This is a genomic window from Ferribacterium limneticum (genome assembly GCF_020510565.1).
Classification (GTDB): domain Bacteria; phylum Pseudomonadota; class Gammaproteobacteria; order Burkholderiales; family Rhodocyclaceae; genus Azonexus; species Azonexus limneticus_B.
Genome location: NZ_CP075189.1, coordinates 3,731,303 through 3,751,439, shown reverse-complemented (window position 1 = coordinate 3,751,439; position 20,137 = coordinate 3,731,303). Strand labels below are relative to the sequence as shown.

At 55.6% G+C, this 20,137-nt stretch carries 16 protein-coding genes; 3 read left to right on the top strand and 13 right to left on the bottom strand.

Annotation, left to right across the window (positions count from 1 at the left end; genetic code table 11):
• Window positions 1–120 precede the first annotated feature (120 nt).
• The gene (locus KI610_RS17980; protein WP_226496317.1) at window positions 121–1,674 is read right to left on the bottom strand and encodes a hypothetical protein; all 1,554 of its coding nucleotides are present in this window, start codon (window positions 1,672–1,674) and stop codon (window positions 121–123) included.
• 12 nt (window positions 1,675–1,686) lie between these two features.
• On the bottom strand, window positions 1,687–1,890 hold the full coding sequence (locus KI610_RS17975; protein ID WP_226496316.1) for a hypothetical protein: 204 nt from the start codon (window positions 1,888–1,890) through the stop codon (window positions 1,687–1,689).
• Window positions 1,891–2,173: 283 nt separating this feature from the next.
• Between KI610_RS17975 and KI610_RS17970 the strand changes: the two genes are divergently transcribed.
• A complete protein-coding gene (locus tag KI610_RS17970) occupies window positions 2,174–2,539 on the top strand; it encodes a helix-turn-helix domain-containing protein (RefSeq protein ID WP_226496315.1) in 366 nt (121 codons plus the stop codon).
• A gap of 236 nt (window positions 2,540–2,775) precedes the next feature.
• Window positions 2,776–3,102, top strand: coding sequence for an ImmA/IrrE family metallo-endopeptidase (locus KI610_RS17965; protein WP_226496314.1), 327 nt, complete (start codon window positions 2,776–2,778; stop codon window positions 3,100–3,102).
• A gap of 369 nt (window positions 3,103–3,471) precedes the next feature.
• On the opposite strand, the gene KI610_RS17960 is transcribed toward KI610_RS17965, so the two are convergent.
• On the bottom strand, window positions 3,472–3,966 hold the full coding sequence (locus tag KI610_RS17960; RefSeq protein ID WP_226496313.1) for a hypothetical protein: 495 nt from the start codon (window positions 3,964–3,966) through the stop codon (window positions 3,472–3,474).
• A 111-nt stretch (window positions 3,967–4,077) separates the two neighbouring features.
• Here KI610_RS17960 and KI610_RS20185 point away from each other — a divergent pair, with 111 nt between their 5' ends.
• Window positions 4,078–4,311 carry a helix-turn-helix domain-containing protein gene (locus tag KI610_RS20185; RefSeq protein ID WP_226496312.1) on the top strand — a complete coding sequence of 78 codons (234 nt, stop codon included), beginning with the start codon at window positions 4,078–4,080 and terminating at the stop codon, window positions 4,309–4,311.
• Between the two features lie 76 nt (window positions 4,312–4,387).
• Here KI610_RS20185 and KI610_RS17950 read toward each other — a convergent pair whose 3' ends face one another.
• The 10 genes from KI610_RS17950 to KI610_RS17905 all read right to left on the bottom strand — a co-directional run bounded on the left by KI610_RS17950 (window position 4,388) and on the right by KI610_RS17905 (window position 20,131).
• Entirely contained in the window at window positions 4,388–7,876 is a 3,489-nt protein-coding gene (locus KI610_RS17950; RefSeq protein ID WP_226496311.1) for a tape measure protein, read from the bottom strand.
• 249 nt (window positions 7,877–8,125) lie between these two features.
• Entirely contained in the window at window positions 8,126–8,509 is a 384-nt protein-coding gene (locus KI610_RS17945) for a phage pre-tape measure protein (RefSeq protein WP_226496310.1), read from the bottom strand.
• A gap of 687 nt (window positions 8,510–9,196) precedes the next feature.
• Window positions 9,197–11,284 carry an AAA family ATPase gene (locus tag KI610_RS17940; RefSeq protein ID WP_226496309.1) on the bottom strand — a complete coding sequence of 696 codons (2,088 nt, stop codon included), beginning with the start codon at window positions 11,282–11,284 and terminating at the stop codon, window positions 9,197–9,199.
• A complete protein-coding gene (locus KI610_RS17935) occupies window positions 11,274–11,807 on the bottom strand; it encodes a hypothetical protein (protein ID WP_226496308.1) in 534 nt (177 codons plus the stop codon). The genes KI610_RS17940 and KI610_RS17935 overlap by 11 nt, the downstream gene beginning before the upstream one ends.
• Before the next feature lie 14 nt (window positions 11,808–11,821).
• Complete coding sequence (locus KI610_RS20180; RefSeq protein WP_226496307.1) at window positions 11,822–12,061, bottom strand: helix-turn-helix transcriptional regulator; 240 nt, start codon at window positions 12,059–12,061, stop codon at window positions 11,822–11,824.
• 572 nt (window positions 12,062–12,633) lie between these two features.
• Window positions 12,634–13,773, bottom strand: coding sequence for a tyrosine-type recombinase/integrase (locus KI610_RS17925; protein WP_226496306.1), 1,140 nt, complete (start codon window positions 13,771–13,773; stop codon window positions 12,634–12,636).
• Window positions 13,774–14,014: 241 nt separating this feature from the next.
• Window positions 14,015–16,045, bottom strand: coding sequence for an ATP-binding protein (locus tag KI610_RS17920; RefSeq protein ID WP_226496305.1), 2,031 nt, complete (start codon window positions 16,043–16,045; stop codon window positions 14,015–14,017).
• Between the two features lie 2 nt (window positions 16,046–16,047).
• Window positions 16,048–18,288: an ATPase, T2SS/T4P/T4SS family gene (locus KI610_RS17915; protein ID WP_226496304.1), complete on the bottom strand. Its 2,241-nt coding sequence runs from the start codon at window positions 18,286–18,288 to the stop codon at window positions 16,048–16,050.
• A complete protein-coding gene (locus KI610_RS17910) occupies window positions 18,285–19,487 on the bottom strand; it encodes a sensor histidine kinase (protein ID WP_226496303.1) in 1,203 nt (400 codons plus the stop codon). Before KI610_RS17910 ends, KI610_RS17915 begins: the two co-directional genes overlap by 4 nt.
• Window positions 19,484–20,131 carry a GTP-binding protein gene (locus KI610_RS17905; RefSeq protein ID WP_226496302.1) on the bottom strand — a complete coding sequence of 216 codons (648 nt, stop codon included), beginning with the start codon at window positions 20,129–20,131 and terminating at the stop codon, window positions 19,484–19,486. Before KI610_RS17905 ends, KI610_RS17910 begins: the two co-directional genes overlap by 4 nt.
• Window positions 20,132–20,137 lie beyond the last annotated feature (6 nt).

Sequence of the window (20,137 nt, the reverse complement as noted above, 5' to 3'; positions counted from 1 at the left end):
ATATTTTTAACACGAAACCCGCATGGCTAAAGGCTTTGCGGGTTTTTTGTTGTTATGTCATTGGGGTTGGTTTGTTGCGCGTACGGAATCTGTACGGAAATTCGCTGCTGAGATATCGCCTCAGAATGCGTCGATCTGAACCCCTAGAGGGAACTTCCTTGGGAGTGCTTCCATTAGGAAGGAATGCCCAAATCGTGCTACCGCCGAATACGCAATATTTGCAAACACGGGGTGGTTTAGATCGCTGTCGGTAGTGTCGTAGAGAACGTCCATTATTGGCGCGGAGTTGGCATCACCAATCCGAATAAGCCCAATATGGAGGCTCATTGGGCGTACTTGTTCCACCAGTGCAAGGCGTACTCGCGACAAAATATCAGGAGTTGCGCCGAGTGTTTTTTGTAGTTCGATATTCAAATACTCACTAAGCCGAACGAACCTAGCGCTTACCGTATTGCCTGTTGGATGCACCCCTTCGGGGGTGAGCGCATTCACGGCCTTGCGAAGCCAGTCTGCGGTTTGTAGTGCTGTGCTGTAAAGGGTTTCTGCGGATGTTCGCAAGTCAACGTGAACTCCTACAACCATCCTAGACGGAACAAAGTCTGCGTAACTAATAGCGGGCAGACTCAATCCGGTTCGTGCGGTTGATGCAGTTGGGGCATCCATTGTTAATACAGCCTCTCCCTCACTTCCTTGCGTGATCTTTAGTCGAACATTTGGACCAACATTGTCGTCATGCACATATATGTGCGATATCCATGAGTCTTGAACTTCCGTTGAGTCATGATCAATTGGTGGGTTGCCGGACGAGCGAAAGCCAACTGTACAGATTGCGTGCAATCCATTTCCGGCCAGCTCACCAATTAGAAGGACGGGGTAGCCAGATCGAATGAATGCCGCTATTGATGCGCTAAAACGAAGTGGGTTGAAAGCAGTTAAGCCCATTTCTAATCGCTTATCCCCCTCGACAATTAATGGCGAAAGGTTCCAGGCTTTAATGGCTTCAGCAATTTGGTAGGGTGTTAGCCCGTCAGAGGGAAAAACACGTGCACCTAACGATGCTGTCTCGTGTGCAGAGCGAGTGATATCGGCGGTGGTAGGAATCGCATGATGATCGTCAAATGCCGATGAGTGAAACATGGTCCACAGACCAACAGTGGCGCATGCGCCTACCCCTGTATCCTGTTGTTGCCATGCGAGGCCGCTTATCTTAAGAACGATTCCTGCAAGATTGCAGCGATATTCCCTTGATGGGCTCACAACTCGTGGAGTCATGACCGTATGATCTTCATACCAAGCCAGAACGGTTCTGCCGAGTGGGGCTTTGGGAATTGGTCGAAGAACAATGTAGCCCAAATATCTGGACTGAAGGGATTTCTGCGCGGAAATATCACCAGATGCGGCGACTTCTACGTCTTGACGGAGAACGGCAGGTCCGAAAAAAACATGTAGTCGGCGGCATACGTTAGGGTAGCCGGCTGCGCTTACACCATAGAACGCGGAAAATTCAGCTAGGTAGTCGCGGTCAAAATAGTTTTGCTCCTCGATTATTGAGGATGCGCCTAAGTCTGCTAAATACCCTCGCAGATAGTGGACTTGTTGGTGGTCTGCTATAGCTTTTAGCGGATCACTGGCGCCATCAAATTCGTGAAACAGCAATGCACGTGGGCTGTGCATGTGCGCGAGCCCTTATCGAACGCGAACGAAAGCGGCCGCTTCTGAAAGTGCAATAGACCGGAAAGCATTGAGTTTGTCCTGCATCGTAGGAGAAACGTTTTTCAGCGCTGATGCGAGTTGATCCACCTGGGCAGGGCTGTAGGTCACCTGAGAGGCATCAAATGTTGCCTTTTGCGGTGCTGCTGTCCAAAGGGTTTGGTGGGTGAAAGCGTTCATTTGGGTATCTGTCGATTCAGCTTGCGTATTCACTAGAAGCACCTCCGATAGGACAGCGACTTCATCAAAAAAAAGCACTTGATTGTATCAAAATGATTCGAACTCATACATAAGACTTCGGAATAATTATGCATCCAAATCGTAACCGTGGTGTGAAATTCATCGCTTCCATGTGCAAATTATTTGCCGAAATAAAAAATATTAAGCGCATGTTGTTGCGTAAAATTTACCGATATGGTAAATTTTGGTTATTGGACGCAACATATAACGCGAGGGAAACGCAATGAAAATTACTGAATTTGGAAAGGTGGTGCGTAAAGCGCGCCTCGATGCTGAGGTTTCGCTTCTACAGATGGCTAATGAATTGGAGGTTTCTTCTGCATTTTTGAGTGGTATGGAAACCGGGCGTAAAAAAATCACGGAAGAGTGGCTTGTGAAGATTCAGCAGTTTTTCACGGATCGCAACATTGAATTACCAATGCTCTCCGAAGCGGCCGATGTTTCTAATAAATCGGTCAACCTCGAAGGACTTAGCCCCGCACACCAGATGCTTGTTGCCGGGTTTGCTAGGACATCACTGAGTAACGATGAGTTGGAAAACCTAAAGAAGTTGCTTGAGGCCGCAAATGCAAAAAAGGATAAAAAATGATCGGTGATGGACCGCTGGGAGGTTTTCGAGTCGCCGGACGGGGGGTTGCGGATATACGAATATCCGCAGATAACGTTCGGCGCGTCTTGGAAATTGGCGATGCCCCACAATGCATCAACATCGGGTTGCTACTTGACAGCCTCAGCGTGAGGTACGGCATAACATATGACGTACTTGAGCGGGGGGAAATGCCTCATTCAGACGTGGAGGCGTGCTGGGACCCTGAGAGTATGACGATGCATATCCGTGACGACGTGTTTGAAGGGGCTTGCTGGAACGATCCACGTGCGCGCTTTACCGTTTTTCATGAACTTGGGCACGGATTGCTCGGGCATCGTAGAACGATCAATCGGGCGCAGGCTGTTGCAAAGCTGAAGGTGTATGAAGACTCAGAGTGGCAGGCAAATCAGTTCGCCGCTGAGTTTTTGATGCCATTGGAGGTCATTCAGCGCGACGGACTTACAACGGCATTCGAAATCCAGATGCACTTCGATGTGTCGTTCCAGGCGGCAGAGCGCCGCTTTAATCAGCTTGAAAAGCGCGGAGAACTTCCGTGCGTATAAAAACAAATGACCTTAACGCGCCAACGTTAAGGCCATTTGCAGGCGGGCTGAGCATTTACAGCCTGTGCCGGTACTTCGACCGCCGGCAACGTATGTTGAGACGGGTATTTCGTGTAAGCGCGCGAAATTTACCATTGAACTCAATACGCGTCCACCTCCGCGAGTGTCGACAACCATCGATACAAGGAATGAATCATGGGACCGAAAATTGTTCGCGTGACTTCTTACCCGCGCTACCGCTATGGAAAATGGGAACAAGTCTGCACCCATCTCCGTAGCCTGCCGGCATAAGCAGTCGTATTCAAACAAAAAGCCGAGGTTCGCCCTCGGCTTTTTTATGGCCCTTCGTCTCGCTTTTCAGGCTTGTCGTTACCCCTTCCTTGGCTCGCTTGCCCGTTTCATGAAGCCCTGAACATATATTGCAGGGAGTTCGACATTTATAGTCCTGTTGGTGCCGTAAATTCGTACATCCAGCCCCTTCTTGGACATGGAGTTCAGTTGCTCGTCAGTGATGCTTAGATAGAAGTCTTCATAGGTAACTCCTCTGCCAACGCTAGACCTGATTTTCTGGAACCGAAGCTCACCGGCATTCTTGTCAAAGGCGCTTTCGAAGAAGCACCAACCCAATTGAGAAAAGGTGGTTACTAGCAGTTGCGAAGAACCGTTAACTCGTCGCAACCGAATTCCCCCGCCCCCGTCCAGACCGAATGAAATTGTCACGTGCGGACCTTCGATAACTTGAGTTTTTGAGTACTCATCAAACTTGACCTGTGTTTTCTGATATGTCTCCTCAACGCTGCTAGGCGGTGAATTGGCACAACCAACCAAAGACACTACAGCCAGAAAGATAAAGAAACGTTTCATGCTTGTCCTTTAGGTATGGTGTGTCACGGTAAATTCCAATCGCATTAATTGAGAGGATTGTCGACTATAGTCCGAAGACGTACCAAATAGGAATCCCCATGCTCCGGCTGCATGAAACAGAGCGGCGCAGATCAAGCATTTGGAGAGGTTCTACGCGAACTCCGGAAGGGGGCGGGTGTAACCCAAGAAACCCTTGCACTCGACGCCGGTCTTGATCGCACCTTTATTTCAATGTTGGAGCGAGGGCACCGGCAGCCAACATTGCAAACGCTTTTAACCCTTGCTCGCTGCTTGGGTGTGCCTGCCTCAGAGATTGTCGCTAAGGTTGAGTCGCGTTTGGAATAGTAGTTGTCCGGGCTGCACGAATGCAGCAAAAAAAAACCCGGCACTAGGCCGGGGTCGTTGGTCGGCAATACTTCGGTCAACCGACAATGCTTTTGATGGCTGAACGGTTGGCACGAATCACATTGATGATTGCCCGTTCACCTTCCTGCGTCGATAGTCCTTCACTGACTACGCTAGCACTGTCGACCATGTTCATGATCTTCACATTACTTTGCACAGTCGGTGCGGCTGCCTGACCACTCAGACCCCCGTTCAGGATATTTCGCGGGTCATCGGTTCGCAATACTTCCTCGTTTCTCTTCAGGATGGCCGGGTATTCGTTTGGAGCTAGACCGGCAATACCGCCCGTGTGATAGCGAGGGGCACCCATGAACATGAACGGCGAAACTTGACGGACGGGACCTGTGCCCACACCGACTAGTCCACCCTCATGCTTAACCGCGCCGCCAATCAGGCCAGATATTGCGCCGCCCCAACTGCTGTTTTGAATCGCCTTCAGGATCAATTGCTTCATGATCATCGCGGCAATTTCGCGCATGAAGTCGGCGGCGAAGGTCAGGAACGCACGGCCTGTGTCTCGAATGGCATCGCTCCATGATCGTTGACCAACAATTGCACCGCCTATTGCTTCACCCATCGTGTTGAACGCTTGCAAGGAACGTGCGGTGATCAGGTCTTCAATCTGTTTGCCGGTGATTTTGAAGGTGTCGTTCAGTGATTTGCCGCTCACCTTCGCTAGTTCCAGCTTGGCGATAAACGCGTCTAGGGTGACAGGATCAAGGGCACCCCGTAACGACTCGGCAAACGCTTTTGCGACGTCAACCAGCCCTTCGATTTGCGGCTGCAGTGTCGTGATTGTTTGTTCGGTCTGCGTCCGTGCTTCTTCTGACGTGATCAGCGAGGCGGTTTCCTGATCTGCGATAGTTTTCAAGCGGTCGGAACGGGTAGCCAACAGGTTGTTAATGTCACCCTCAAGCCGCTTCAGTTCGTCCCGGTAATAGCGTTGAGTTTCGACCTGCTGCAACTCGGCAACCCCGGCGTCGAGTCTGAACTTGGCCGCGTCTGCATCGCCTGTGGACATGCCGTTCTTGTCCAACTTCAACCGGAAATCCTCGATTTCCCGATAGGTCGACTCATACTGAGAGCGGACAGCAGCGAGGCGGGATTCGAGGTTGGTTTTTCGTGTCTTCCCGGCTGCAGCGTCGACCGCGTCGAGTTTCGCCATCAATGCCGCGCTTTCCGCTGCTAGACCGTCGTTAAACTTCACAATGGTCTGTGCACGCAACTGATTCAAAGCGGCGTCCAGGCGAGCGGTGAACTCTTTACCTGCTTCACCCCCAAGGGTGCCGATTTTGCGGGTAAGGGCGGCATACTGGCTATCGATGGCGTCCAGTTGTGACCGTAGACTGTCGGTCTGCGAACGGTCTAGCTTGGTGTCGATTGCTTCGAGTGAACGGGTGATCTCGTCAATTAGATGCTGTCGTTTCGAAATTTCGGCTTCAGTCGGTGCGGCTTTGCCCGATGGCTTCCCGGTCGGTCGTTCGGTTTGTGCGGCTGGTTGCTTTGCGGTCGTTGGTTTCGGCTTGCGCTCGGCATCCGTCCACATCTGTTGCCCAATATCGCGGATTTTCTCGATATCCCGCTGCATCTGTGCCCTGATCTCGGCAACCCGTCCACCTTGCTCGTCATATTTGGCGGTCAGTTTGTCCAACATCTTGCCGACACTCGCGGCAAGGTCGACACGCCCAATTGCCTGCAGTCCCTTTTGCAGGATTTCCAGCATTTGACGGGTGCCCCAAGTAAAACTGTTGAGCATGCCCACCATCGCGTTTTTCGCGTAACGGGGTATCTCTTCCCAGACGATCAGCGCCCCCGCCTTGATGCGCGTCCACGCTTCTTCCAGGCCGGTAACCAGGGCTACCCCGGCTTTCCTGACTACCTCGAATTCCTCGTTTGCCCATGTGCCGATACTCCAACCGACAAGGGCAGATTGCATCAGCAGGAACGCACCACGGATCAGGCCAAGTTCCTTGATCGCTAATTTCCCATCAGCGGCAAGGGTCTTCAGACCTCCGGCGAAGTCGACCAAGCCTGCAGCGGCTTTCCCGGCTGTATTGAGGGCATATATCCCGGCAAGCGCCTTCAAGACAATCAGCACCTCGTCTGCATTCTTGAGCAACCATACGGCAGCATCGGCAGCAGCGGAAAATCCAGCGGCTAGACCCTCGGCAAACGTCTTCCCGTCTTCACTCTTCAGGGCATCCGTAATCTGGATAATTGCCTTCCTGAACGCATCGGCAAAACCGGCATCTGCTATCGCCAGCTTGAACCCGATGACGGCATTGTTCAGCCTCGCCTGTTCGGCGCTCAGTGATTGCATCGCCCCCGGCAACTGGTCGGCAACGGTGCGCCGGTATTCCTCGGCAATCGCTACCAACTGTTCAGCGCTAACCGCGCCGTCCTTCATGGCCTTATCAAGGTCGGGGTAGGTGTCCTTCAGTGCTTTGGCGGCAACTTGGAACGCCCCGAAAAGCCTATCCCCCAGTTGACCGCGTAGTTCCTCGGCTTGGATTTTCCCTTTCGAGGTGATCTGTTCGAGTGCCTTGAATACGCCGTCCAGATCATCAGCGGACAAGTTCGCAACGCGCCCCACCTCGGCAAAGGCTTCCCAGATATAGCGGATTTCCTCGCGGCTTCGCCCGGCCATTGTGGCAGCAGCGGAAAACTTGGCGTAACCCTTGGCCGCTCGGTCGAACTCAATGCCGATTCTGTCCGCTTGAGCCTTTACATATTCATACTCTGCATCGATCAGCGCCCGGTCGTTGCCAACCGATAAGCCAAGCTGATTTTTCACGCCTTCCCGCGATGAATAGGCACTGACGGCACCCCCGGCAAGGCTTGCGGCTTGTTGAACGCTCACATAGGCAGCCGCCATCCCGACTAGCTGTAGTTTGATACGTTCCAGGGCTTCAGGCACGCCACTACCGGCAAACCGCTTGCCAGATGTCACAGCCTTGTCTATCGCGTCTTCCTGCGCCTTCAGCGCAACGTTGCCGCGTAGGATCATCGTTGCCATGTTGGCTTGCGCATCGGCAATTTTCGCAGTGTCTACGCCGTACTCCTTGAGCCGCCCGGCTGAAGCGTCGAGACGTGCACGCGCTCTCTCCAATGCAGTGCCAGCCCGGTCGACGGCAGCACCTAGCCGGAATTGCTGGTTGACCTGCTTTTCGGTCAGGTCTGCGCCCTTGGTCAGTGAGTTAACGAACGCTTCCTGTTTCGCCTTCGCCGTTTCGAGACGTTGCTGCAGGGTCGTCAAGGCGGCTGTCTGTTTCTCGTATTGCCGGGACTCACTGAACGCGGCGGCAACGGTCCGCAATGTCCGCTCTAGCTTCTGATACGTGGTTTCCAGTTCCTTGACGCTGGCAACCCCTTTACCTGCATCGGTGGCTTGCTTTTCCTGCACCTTCGCCAGCTTGTCGAGTTGGTCGGTTAATTCGGTCAGGCTCTTTTGCCCCTCATACCGGGCACGAATCCGCAGTTCTACACCTTTGGTTTCCATGTTCATGGCGTTCACCTTTTCAGTCGCACAAGTCGAGTGTTGCGACAAATTTTTCGAGTTGCTTACCGCCTTTTTCCGAGATGACAGCCGCCATGCACATCTGCATAACCACGGCGTCTAGCTTCTTTCTCCCGGCTTGTCGGTGTCGGATGATCTCGGCTTCAGTCCAGACTGTTGCCAGGGGATACCGCCTTGCGGCGGTGTGGCCTGCTTCAAGCAACAGCGAGACATCGCGTCGAGTACCCCGGTAAATGGTCAGGTATTGCGGTTCCCCGTCATCGGCTGCCCCGTTCCCGCACGAAGCATGAACAGCCGCAACACGTTTCCCATGTCGACCTCTTCGAAGGTCAATTTGAAAACGGCGGTAATGGCGCGAATCTGCAGGCCGATAGGCATCTTTGCCGCAACGTCGACCGCGCTCGGGTCACCTGCAGCACATGCAATCATGTCGGCAACCAGGGCAGGCGCTTTGTTGATTGTCTGCATCGGGTCAGGCTCACCCTCGAACCATGTCTCGATTAATGCGCCGTGTCGTTGAATCAGGCCCGTCAGGTCGTCCGCGTTGATCCCTCGCAAGGTGATATTGCCGGTCGACGTCTCAAGGGTGATTTCTTGCGGTTTGTAGTCGTTGAATGACATGGTGCCCCCTTAGACGGTCATGGTCGGTTGGGGGGCGGTCGTGTTGACCTGTTCGAGGCTGCGGTGAAACCCACACCCGGCATCTGGTCTTTGCCCGGTTGCCAGAACAACACGGGCGAGGGCGGCAAATGCGAGCGAACCTGTCACGCGTTCATCGATACGTTGACGCGGTCGGTCGGGTTGGTTGGTTGAATTTTGCACGGTCGTACCTTTCGGAAAAGTTGGAGGTTGTAGGCAGGACGAATCACTGCTGACTGCTATTCGGTTTTCGCGTTTTACGAGGGCTACGAGGGCTACGAGGGTTACGGCTGCACGAATGGCAGCGGGTGAGGCGTTTTTATGGATTACATAATTGAACCGTTTGGGTCCTTGGCCGTTTGAACCAGGGGAGCGCGGGTACGCAGAGTCCCGGTTTTCAAGAATTTGCCGATTCTTCTAGGGCACCTATGCCAAACCCGACAGTGAAGAAGACAGCCCCCTCGGTACAATTTTTTATGTCTTCTTCGCCTTCTTGGGTAATTCAGTGTCGCCTTCGTCATACCCCCACGGTGAACGAAGAAGACGAAGGCGGCGAAGAGGACGAAGGCGACACGTGTACGGTGTGTCGGGTTGTCTGTCTGCTTGGTGGTCGACCTGTCACTAGGGCGAAGAAGGCGAAGAAGACAGGTTGTCGCCTTCGTGGTCGGCTCAGAGTTCATCGTTATCCCCTGACATGCCGTCACCTTCGGAAATCTCGCATCCAGGTAATTTCCACCACCAAGCACCGTGAAAAGCGGATTTTTCAGACATGCCGCCAATCTTCTTTAGAGCGCGCTGCAGCTTCTTCTCTCCGTAACCGCGAGCCTCGCCATACTCATAAACGTCGACCGCTCTCATGGGGGCTAGGGTCAAAAGGTCACGTAACCAACTTTCGGCGCTGTCCTCGTTTTTGGCTGTCTGCTCGCCTTCTGTTGCGGCAATCAGTTCGCGTGCATTTCCTGACACCTGCTCACCCCAAACGACACGGCTAGATGTCAGGCCAGGGTGACCAGCGATGTCTACCTGTTCAAGGCTGTATCGAAACCCGCCCCCGTCTGGTCCGATATTCGACTTCGAACGGGTCAGAAGGTATTCACCCGAGGTGTGATCCTTGGCGGTTGCCAACACCACACGGGCAAGGGCAGCAAACGCTAGTGAACCGGTCACACGTTCGGTCGTGTCGCGTCCGCTCGTGCCCTTCGTGAAGTGAGTAATACCAAGCAGACACGCGCCGATTTTCGAGGCAAGGTCGACCAGGGGTTGCAGGCCGCGCCGCACTTCTGCGTTTTTGTGACTGTCGCCGGCAACGGCTGAAACGATAGGGTCGACAACGATCAAACGAACGTCACCAAGTCTTTCAACCTGCGATTGTAGTAACGGCATATCGCGTGCCGGGTCAAACGGGCGGTTGCCATCGGGGCCAATGGCGTCGACCACAAAATGAACGCGGGAAAGGTCCGCATTTGACGCGAGCAAGCGAGGGACCAGGGTATCTTTTGGGTCGTCTTCCCCTGACCAAATAACCGCGTTACCGCGTTCACATGTGCTCCCATCCGGCCATTTACCCCCGGTCGTCACGGTTGCCACCATCGCCATAGCTAGTGTGGTCTTGCCGGTTCCAGGTGAACCCGCCGTCAAGATCATCTTGCCTTGTGCCAACCACTCCAACCAAAGCCACCCGATAGCCTCGGGGGTGATCTGGTCGGCACGTAGTAGGTTGACCGTGTTGTCGAGAGACGTGAACACGTCGTCCGTGTCATCAATGCCCAATTCCCGCAACTTCGCAAAACAGCGGCGATTGAATCCGTTTTCCGCACCGTGCGTGTGAAGACAATGGAAGGTGCCTTGCGTGTACCCGTTTGTGTGCGCCGGGTAATAGATCGTCGACGATTCACCCGACTCTGACGAGTGCTCATCGGCTAGCAGGCAGGCAACATTCAACCCCCCGTCCTTCCGGTACGACTTGAAGTAAGGCGACTTGATCAACCATTGAGCGGTTGGGTCGTTGCTCCAAGCGTCGTGCACTTTATGCGAACGACTGACGGGCATACCGTCGCCTGTGTCGTCCGAAATGACGAGGTTGACCATGTCGCCAAACTCACCGACCAGGAAACCGCTACGGCGCGTCACAGGGTCGTTGACGCCTTCCTCGAATACCGGGGCGGCTGTGTAGTGCAACTGAATAGAGTCAAACAGCGTCGAATCACCCTTGAAGCCGCTACGGGTTGCCCATTGGCGCAGTTGTTCACTGCGGTAAGGCGTTTTAGACCATGCCCAAATGTGGACGCGTAGCCCTTCCTTGGAGAGGTGCCCGAAACTGGCTGATAGTTGCCAGTGAATCGATACGCCGTGAAACTGGCTTGGGAGGTTATTTTCAACCCACTCACGGACAGCCCCGACAGGGTCGACCATCGCATCACGGTCTGTCGTGTGCCTATCGACATCGATCAGTAACCAGTGGTGCGGATCATCACGGAAAAGTGATTTACGCCGTAAAACCTTGCCGCGTTCGAAGTCTTCCGGACATTCGGCCTTTGCGATTTTGTCGCCTAGATATGCCCCACGGATTACGGCTGCATGTGAATCCGTTTCGAGTTCGGTCAACACGGTCGACAGGGTGTGAATGCTGTCGACCTTTCGTGATTCCAGCGTGTAATTTTTCCCTTTTCCGTGTGCCTCGATAGTCCCGTCTGTCTTCCAGGTCTTCGTTTGCGGAATGGTCGGGTGCCTGAGTACGGTCAACGTGTCAGTTGGCATGGTTTCCTCCTTGACCGTAAAACACTGCACCTTTCACCGCCATGTCGACAGCCGTTGGTCGACTATAGATTTCGGTCAGCTTCCCTTTGTGGTTCACATGGATTGTGAGGATTGATTCCGTCGCATTGTCTGCGGCGAGTGGTCCACGGTGCAGGCCGTAACTAGTGATACCCCGCATCGTTGGGAAACTAACTTGAACATCGGCAAGGGGGCCGCTTACCATTTCAACGATTGCCCTTTTGATCCTTTCGCACAGTTGGTCAATGGTCTGCTTTGTGACTGTCGGTGCGCCTGGGTACTCGGCTAGAACCTCGGGCAAGTCATCTGTGAACCCCTCTACTGCCAATGTGGCGAGAGTCAGCACGTAGTAATACTCAAGGTTTTTACGATGAATTCGATATGCTGCTATTGGGAAATTTGTTGACTCGATATAACGATTGGAAATATCGTTCGTTTCGCCGGTTAGTACACATGAGGGGGAGGGGCCAATTGTCGGATTGGCCCTTTTTCTATTGCATCTCATTTGGGGGTGCTCCCTCACAGGCCATTGAAGGCTGCAGGGTTGGCGATATACGCCCTGATATCCTCTACTCGCCACGCAACGCGACGCGCCCCGAGGCGAACGGGTTGAGGAAAACGCCCTGCTTTTACATCTTCAAGGAATGCAGCACGTGAAGAAGGTATGACCTTCAAAACGTTGTTCGCTCTGACGAAACCTTCAGCGGGGAGTGTGTAATTCGCGACAGCCGGGGAGGCTGGTTTATTTCTAGCAGGCATCTCTGTAACTCCTAGTGGGTTATGACTACAGAGACGCATTTAATAGACCCTATTATACAAGGTCAAGTTGTTGAATTTAAACACTAAACAACTATCTACAACCCAAACAAACTATCGGCAACCATAAACAATTTTCGACAACTTTTAATAAGCGAAAATGCCTATTTTTGGTTACACACTGTTACAAATTAAAAAGGCTGCCGGTCATTTTTCAACGACAGGCAGCCCAAAAATGGGGGCGGGGTGTCTGGTCCTACTGTTCTCGCGTGATCGTGGTTAGGCGTTCGCCAATCATCCCTAGCTCTGCCCCGACGTATTCAGCCATTCCCGCAAGCATGGCAAGCGAGTCACCAACGGCTTTGTCGACGTGTTCTTGCTGATTGTCCAAAGTCGGCTTAAACCCGGCCATCTGTGCAGCGATTTGCTGTACTCGCGTAGCTAGGTCGGAAAGGTTGGTAGACTCGTGTGTAGCCATTTCAAAAACTCCCTGTGATGTTGTGGTTAGGGTTGCCTCGGTGTTGGTTCACTAGGGCTTCCCGCATTGCCTGAGTCCGTCAGGCATCGGTAGTGCCCTACAGCATTGCAACCGCGTCGAGTTTCGCGGTCACAACGGAATGCTTGAGGTGTCCATAGTTCGCTTCGATCATGGCAACGGATGTCCCGGCCAACTTGGCAACGATGAATGAATCCATCCCTGCTAGGATCATTTCGCTGATTGCCGTGTGGCGAAGGCTGTACATGACAACGGCGCTCGGTAGCTTTGCGGCGTCGACGGACTCCTTGAAAATCTTCTTCCAGCTATCTTTGTTCCAGCGTTGACCGTATGAGGTCGCAAGCATGGGGGCGGCTCCAATTTTGTCCTTACCGACTTCAGCGAAGAAAGCAGCGGCGGCTGTCGATATGGCTACGGTGCGCGAGCCTGTCTTGCCTTTGAGTGTCAGGCATCCAAGGCGCCTGTCAAAGTCGGATGCGTTTAGCGTTGCCAGTTCGCCGGGGCGAGCGCCAGTGAGCAGCATCGCCTTGACCAACAGTTTCAAGTCGTCTGGGCTGGCTTTCAGAAGTGCGGTGCGCTGTTCCATGCCAAGGAAAGCATCTTTCCTGCGAGCACCAACTTTCGGGAAGGCCTTAACAGTTTTCCATCCGGCATCGGTGGCAACTAGGCGATTGTTCATGGCGAGATTTAGCGCGGCCTTGAAAGTGGCTAGGTTACGGTTTGCGGTGTCCTTGGATCGCCGAATGTCTTCCTCGTCTGCTTCGTCGTCATCATCAATCTGCTCATTCATCCATTTTTGAACGTTCGAGGTTTTGAGCTTGTCGATTGCCAGCTTGCCGACTGTGGCCTCGTAGACCAGTCGGCTAAATCGGCCTTCTGCATCCTTGGCGGTGCTTGTCCGACCTTCGGCCTTCAGGGCGTCGACATAGGTTTCGCAAACCTCTTTGACTGTCGTCACTTTGGGGGATGCACCCTGCTCGCAGGCAGTCACCCAAGCGCGTGCAGCCTTGGCGGCGTCGTCGAATTCCTTGAAGTTGCCTAGCGCCCGGTATTTCTGTTTTCCCTCGTCGTCACGCCAACGGGCAATCCAAGTTCCTTCGCCATCGCTTTCAAGCCGGCGATAACCAATCGCGGCACCCTTCTTGAGCAATTCCCAATACGGTTCGCGCCTGGGGGCGAGTCGGTCGCGCTTGTTCTTGCTGTCGATAGTGTTTGCCATGGTGTTTTTTCCGTACGGAATCTGTACGGAAAGTCTACCCTGAACAATATAATACTTCAATAGTTATCAAATGTTTGATTTACAACGATTAGTTGTATCTCGTGATACCTAGAAAAACACTAAATCCCGCCCTCCGAAGGCAGGGGTCACTGATTCGAATTCAGTCGGGCGCACCAATATTCAATGATTCAGGCCACTTTCGAGTGGCCTTTTTCATGTCGGACTGATCCTCGTACGGAAATCAGGATGGCGCCTTGCCTTCAAGGGGCAGGCTGATTCGGAAGCACGTTCCCTGGCCGGGGGTGCTGCGTACATCCAGGCTACCGCCGTGCTTTTTGACGATGATGTCGTAGGAAATCGACAAGCCCAGCCCGGTCCCTTTGCCTACGGGTTTGGTGGTGAAGAAAGGCTCGAAAATGCGGTTCCGCACTTCTTCGCTCATGCCCTGTCCGGTGTCCTCGATCTCGAACCACACTTGCTTGTTCCCGGTTCCCGAGCGGACGAAAATCTTGCCTTGTTGCTCAATGGCCTGAGCGGCATTGACCAGCAGGTTCATGAATACCTGATTGATCTGGGCGGGGACGCATTCGACCGGTGGAATGTCCCCCAGCTCGCGGACGATTTCAGCCTTGTATTTGAGCTCGTTCCAGACGACGTTGAGGGTGCTTTCAATCGCGGCATTGAGGTCGGCTTGCTGGTGTCCGGCCTGGTCGACGTGGGAAAAGTCCTTGAGATCCTGCACGATCTTGGTGACCCGGCTCAGGCCCTCCTGCGATTCGGCAACCAATGACGGCAGGTCTTCGCGCAGAAAGTCGAGATCCGCTTTCTGGCGAGCCGCTGAAATATCGTCGGGTGCTCCGCTTTCGTAGGCGCTGATGACGTTGAGCAACAGGGAAACGTAGGTCTTCAGGGTGCCCAGGTTGGAATTGACGAAGCCGACCGGATTGTTGATCTCGTGCGCGACGCCTGCCGCGAGTTGGCCGATGGCGGCCATTTTTTCGGATTGCAGCAATTGCTGTTGTGCTTCTTCGACCTTGGTCAGCAGCAGCTCCAGTTCCTTGCGGTCGTTTTCCAACTTGATATTGGCCTCGCCGAGCTGCGAGGTGCGCTCGGCGACGATTTCTTCCAGATGATTCTGGTACTGCCGCAGGTCGTCCTCGGCGCGGTGGCGCTCGGTCACATCCTGCAGGGTTTCAATGGCGCCGATGCGTTGCCCGTCGGCATCGCACAGTGGCGCCGCGGTGAAGAACAGCCAGCGCCCGTTATCGCCCATGTGGGGGAACAAGGCTTCGCCCTCGAAGGCGCCAGCGATGTTGGGCGAGCGGCGAAAATGGCCGTGATAATAAGTGTCGAACTTGTCCTCAAGACTGCCGTCGACGATCAGGTCGGCCATGACCGGGCGGCTTTCCGGATAAAAAGCCTTCCATTGCTCCATTGTGCCGACCATGTCGGCTGCCGGCAGCCCGCTGATCATGGCGCAGGCCTGGTTCCAGTGGGTGATTTGATGCCTGGCGTCAATGACGAAGGTCGGCACCGGGTCGCCATCGATAATCTGGGCAAGCAACTGCTGCATGTTGCGCTTGCTCGCCTCGGCGCGCTTGTGTTCCGATTCGAGCAGTTTTTTCTGGGTCAATTCGACCTGTTGCATGGCCAGCTTGAGACGCCCCTGCTCGACCACCAGTTGCTCGTTGGTCTGTGTCAGGGCCTGGGTGCGCGCCACAACCTGGGCTTCCAGGGTCGTGTTGGCCTTTTCCAGTTCATCATTGCGTGCGGCGATCATCCGGAACATCGCATTCATGCCGTTGAGCAGGCTGGTCGTCGCCGGGTCGGCGACCATGCTTTTTTCTTCTTCGAAAGCCTGTTCCGGCGCCATCCCGGCCCGGATTTTCCGGATCTGGCGGGCCATCGACTGGTCCATGCCGAGGATGTGATGGGCCAGCCAACTACTCAGGAAACGTAAAAGGAATTCCAGATCGCCACTCTGCATGTCGCGCATCTTGACCACCTGCTGGCCGAAATCGGCATGCACTTTGCGGTGGATTTCGGTAAAGCGCGGGTCGCAGCCGGTACTGACCATCAGCTCATCTTCATGCTGGAAATGGGTTACCGCATACTCGATGAGTTGCACCAGCACCTTGTCGATTTCTTCCGGCGGGGTGGACGTGGATTGGTGTTCGATGATCCAGTTGATCAGGCTGACCAGGCCTTGATGCTCGGTATCGACCACCGGCTCCCCGGTAACGAAGCTGTCATTCCAGACAAAAATATCCATGCTCAATCTTCTCCTGTCACCGGGCCGAGTACCCGAAGAATTTCTTCCGGGGTGGTGGCGCCAGCCTGTACACGCTCGACGGCGTGATGGATGATGCTGCGCAGACCCCTTTGCCGGGCCTGACGGCTGATTTCGAGAACGCTGGCGCCGCTGCCTATGCAGTCACGTAACTGGTCGTCGAGGGTCAGAATTTCGTAAATGCCGAGGCGGCCCTTGTAGCCGCTGCCGTGGCAGGTAGTGCAGCCCTGGCCGCGGCGGATTTCGCTGACCTCGGCAAAGGTGCTGCCCAGGCGCGAGATGACGGCCGGGTCCGGCGCCGCCGGCTGGCTGCAGTCCGGACAAACGCTGCGCACCAGGCGCTGGGCGATGATGCCTTCGAGGGCGGTGGCGACGACATAGGGTTTGAGGCCGAGGTCGAACAGCCGGGCAATGGTGGCGACGGCCGAGTTGGTGTGCAGGGTGGAATAGACCAGGTGCCCGGTCAGCGCCGCGTGAAAAGCGACTTCGGCGGTGTCGAAGTCGCGGATTTCACCGAGCAGGATGACGTCGGGGTCCTGGCGGAGCAGGGCGCGCAGGACGGCCGGGAAGGTCAGCCCGATCTTTTCGCGAATCAGCACCTGGCCGGCCATGTCGAGGTAGTACTCGACCGGGTCTTCGATGGTGACGTAGTTCTTGTCGGGCGTCGCATCGTGCTGGAGCAACGAGTAGAGGGTCGTCGTCTTGCCGCTGCCGGTCGGGCCGGTGGCCAGGATGATGCCTTGCGGCTTGGCCACCATGTCGGTGACGCGACGCAGGTCGCTGCTCGAAAAGCCAAGTTTCTCGATGCTGTGGACTGTCGAGTTGCGGTCGAGGATGCGCATGACGATTTTTTCGCCATTGATCGTCGGCAGCGTCGAAATCCGCAAATCGACCATGCGCATCGGCGTTTTGACGGTGATGCGACCATCCTGCGGGCGGCGCCGTTCGGAAATGTCGAGTTCCGACATGATTTTCAGACGCGAGACGAGCGATTGATGCAGGTGATGCGGGATATGGATCTTGTCGGCGAGCACGCCGTCGATCCGGTAACGCACGACGACGCTCTTGGTGCGCGGCTGAATGTGGATATCGGAGGCGCCAAGGCGGATCGCCTCGACGATGATCGCATTGGCCAGCCGGATGGCCGGCGGGGCCTCGGTGTCGCGCAAGAGGTCTTCGAGCTTGGCGACCTCGTCATCCTCGATGACGATCTCGATCCCTTCGTAGGGATCCGGCGAACTGACCAGCGTTTCCAGTTCCTTGAAGTCGACCTCGCCGCCGCCGTAGATTTCATCGACCTTCTTGCGAATGGCCGCGATATCGGCTGTAACCGCATTGATGTCGAGCCCGGCCGTGAAGCGGACTTCGTCGATCAGCCCCTCGTCGAGCGGGTCGGCCATGGCCAGCAACAGGCGGCGGCCGTCGAGCTTGAGCGGCACGACCCCCTGACGCAGGCAGAAGCTGCGCGGGATCAGATCGGTCAGCGCGGCATCGACCTGGAACTCTGGCAGCTGGACTTCCTCGATCATCATGTCGGTCTTGAGCAGCTCGCGGATGCGTCGTTCGGACACCCAGTCGTTCTCGAGCAGTAAGGTGATCAGCGGCTCCTTGCGCCGTTCCTGCTGCAGGGTCAGTTCCTGCAACTGGGCATCGGTGAGCAGGTTCTTCTTGTGCAGCATGATGCCGAGCCGGCTGCGGTGGGTGGCGGCGAGTCGGGAGAGGGCAGAAATTTCCTTCGCCTTCTGTTCGTTTTCAGCGCGCAGGCTCTTGTTCCGGCTGATCAGGTCGAACTGTTCGAGGGCCAGGGCCACCGTGATGCGCAGATCGTCGTCGTTCCAGGGCTTGAGAATGAACTTGTAAACGGCGCCTTCGTTGATGGCGCCCATGACCGCATCGGTGTTGGCATGGCCGGTGAGCATGATGCGGATGGTTTCCGGCGAGCGTTTCTTGACCTCCTGCAGGAACTGCGCGCCGTTCATGCCGGGCATCATGAAATCGCTGATGACCAGATGGATGGGCCCGGTGGCGAATTTTTCCAGTCCTTCCTTGGCGCTCCAGGCGGTGATGACCTCGTAGTTTTCCTGGCGAAAAACGCGGCTGAGCGCCTTGACGATGCCCGGTTCGTCGTCGACGAAGAGCAGGCGGTAGCGCGGTGGTGTGAGGTGCGTTGCCGGCGCCTGCGGTGCCGGGGTCTTGCCGGTGAATAGTGAGGAATAATCGGTCATGACGGCGTTGGAAAGAACATGGTGACGGTGGTGCCGACATCGGGCTGGCTGTCGAGACTGATGCGGCCACTGTGGGCGTGGATGACATTGCGCGCTGTCGCCAGTCCGAGGCCAACGCCGGAGCCGACCGGGCGGGTCGTATAGAACGGCTCGAAGGCATGCTCCATTTGTTCCTTGGTCATGCCGACACCGGTGTCGTGGATGCGGACGACGATGCCCTCGTCGTCCGCTTCGGAGGATATCTTGACCTCGCCGGGCCGGCCGGCATCCTTGATCGCCAGCACGGCATTGCGGATGACGTTGAAAAAGAGCTGGTTGATATGCCCCGGCAGGCAAACGAAGCTGGGCAGGGGGAGCAGATCGAAACGGAAATTGATGCCGGCCGGCATCTGCGTTTCGACCATCTTGGCTGCCTCGTGCAGGCAGTTGTTGAGGTCCGCGTATTCTTCGCTGGCCCGGTCGACATTCGAAAATGCCTTCAAATCGGCGACGATGCGGGCGATGCGCTCCATGCCCTTGGCGCTGTCGTGGAGCAGATCGATGCTGTCTTCGAGTATGAAGTCGAGGTCGAGCGCCTGCCAGCTTTCCGCAGCTGAACCCGGATGTGATTTCAGTTCGGCAAATTTGCCGACGTACTTCTCGAAGGTGGACAGATTGCTGCGCACGAAACCGAGCGGGTTGTTGATCTCGTGCGCCATGCCGGCAGCCAGTTGACCGACAGAGGCGAGTTTTTCGGCCTCGTAGAGCATTTGCTGGCGCTCTTCCAGTTCGCCGACCTGCTTTTTGACGCGGGCTTCGAGTTCGGCCGACAGCGCCTTGTAACGGGCTTCGGATTCGCTCAGGCGGGCGTGTTCGCGCTTGAGCGACTCGAAGTCTTCGGCGACCGATTCAAGGTGCAGTGTCGATGCCATCTTGAAGCGCACCTGGGCCCGCAGCAGCACCAACATGAGATTGCGCGCGGCGCTCAGGGCCGCAGCCGACGCTGTACGGCTCAGCAGGTAGCCGACCGGTTCGAGTTCGAGGATCAACGGTTCGCGGCGAGCCTCGGGCGAGGGCTGTCCCCAGAGGGTTTTCCCGGCATTGTCGATCATGGCGAAATCGCCGCCGAGTAATTCGCTGAGTGCCGCGCCGAGCCTTTCGTGGCTGGCTGCGTCAAGCAGTTCGTCGAGCCGCCACTCGCGGTCGAAGCCCTGGGTCACGCGCTTTTCCCCAGGGCGCCGGCGACGAAGGCATCTTCGCTGAGGCCGTGCTCCGTCTGCAATTTCAAATTTGGGCCAAAATTCCGGTAGACCGTGCGAATGAGCAATTCAAAGGTCGTTTCGATGCCCTGCCCGTTCAAGGCGACGGCAAAGACCAGCGGCCACGGTGCGGCCGACCAGCGTTCGCGGATTTCGGCCTCGGGAACGGCATTCGGCAGGTCGCACTTGTTGAACTGGACGACCATGGGCAGGTGCTCGAAATCCAGGCCGACCCGGGCGCAGTTGGCGGCCAGGCTCTGGAAGGATTCACCGTTGTTGGTCTCCTGGGCGCGATCGGCGTCGGCGACGAAAACCACGCCATCGGCGCGCGATAGCACGGCCTTTCGCGTGCCGTCATGGGCGACCTGGCCGGGCACGGTGAATAGCCGGAATTTGATGAGCAGTCCGGATGGCGCGCGAAAGCCGAGCGGCAGCAGATCGAAGAACAGCGTGCGGTCGTCCTTGGTCTCCATGGTCATGACCTCGCCCTTCAATTCCGGGGCGAGCAGGTCGTGCAGGCGCAGTAGATTGGTCGTCTTGCCGCTCTGCGCCGGGCCGTAATAGACCAGTTTGAAGCTCAGGTGCTGGGCATCGCTTTCCGGCATGGTGCA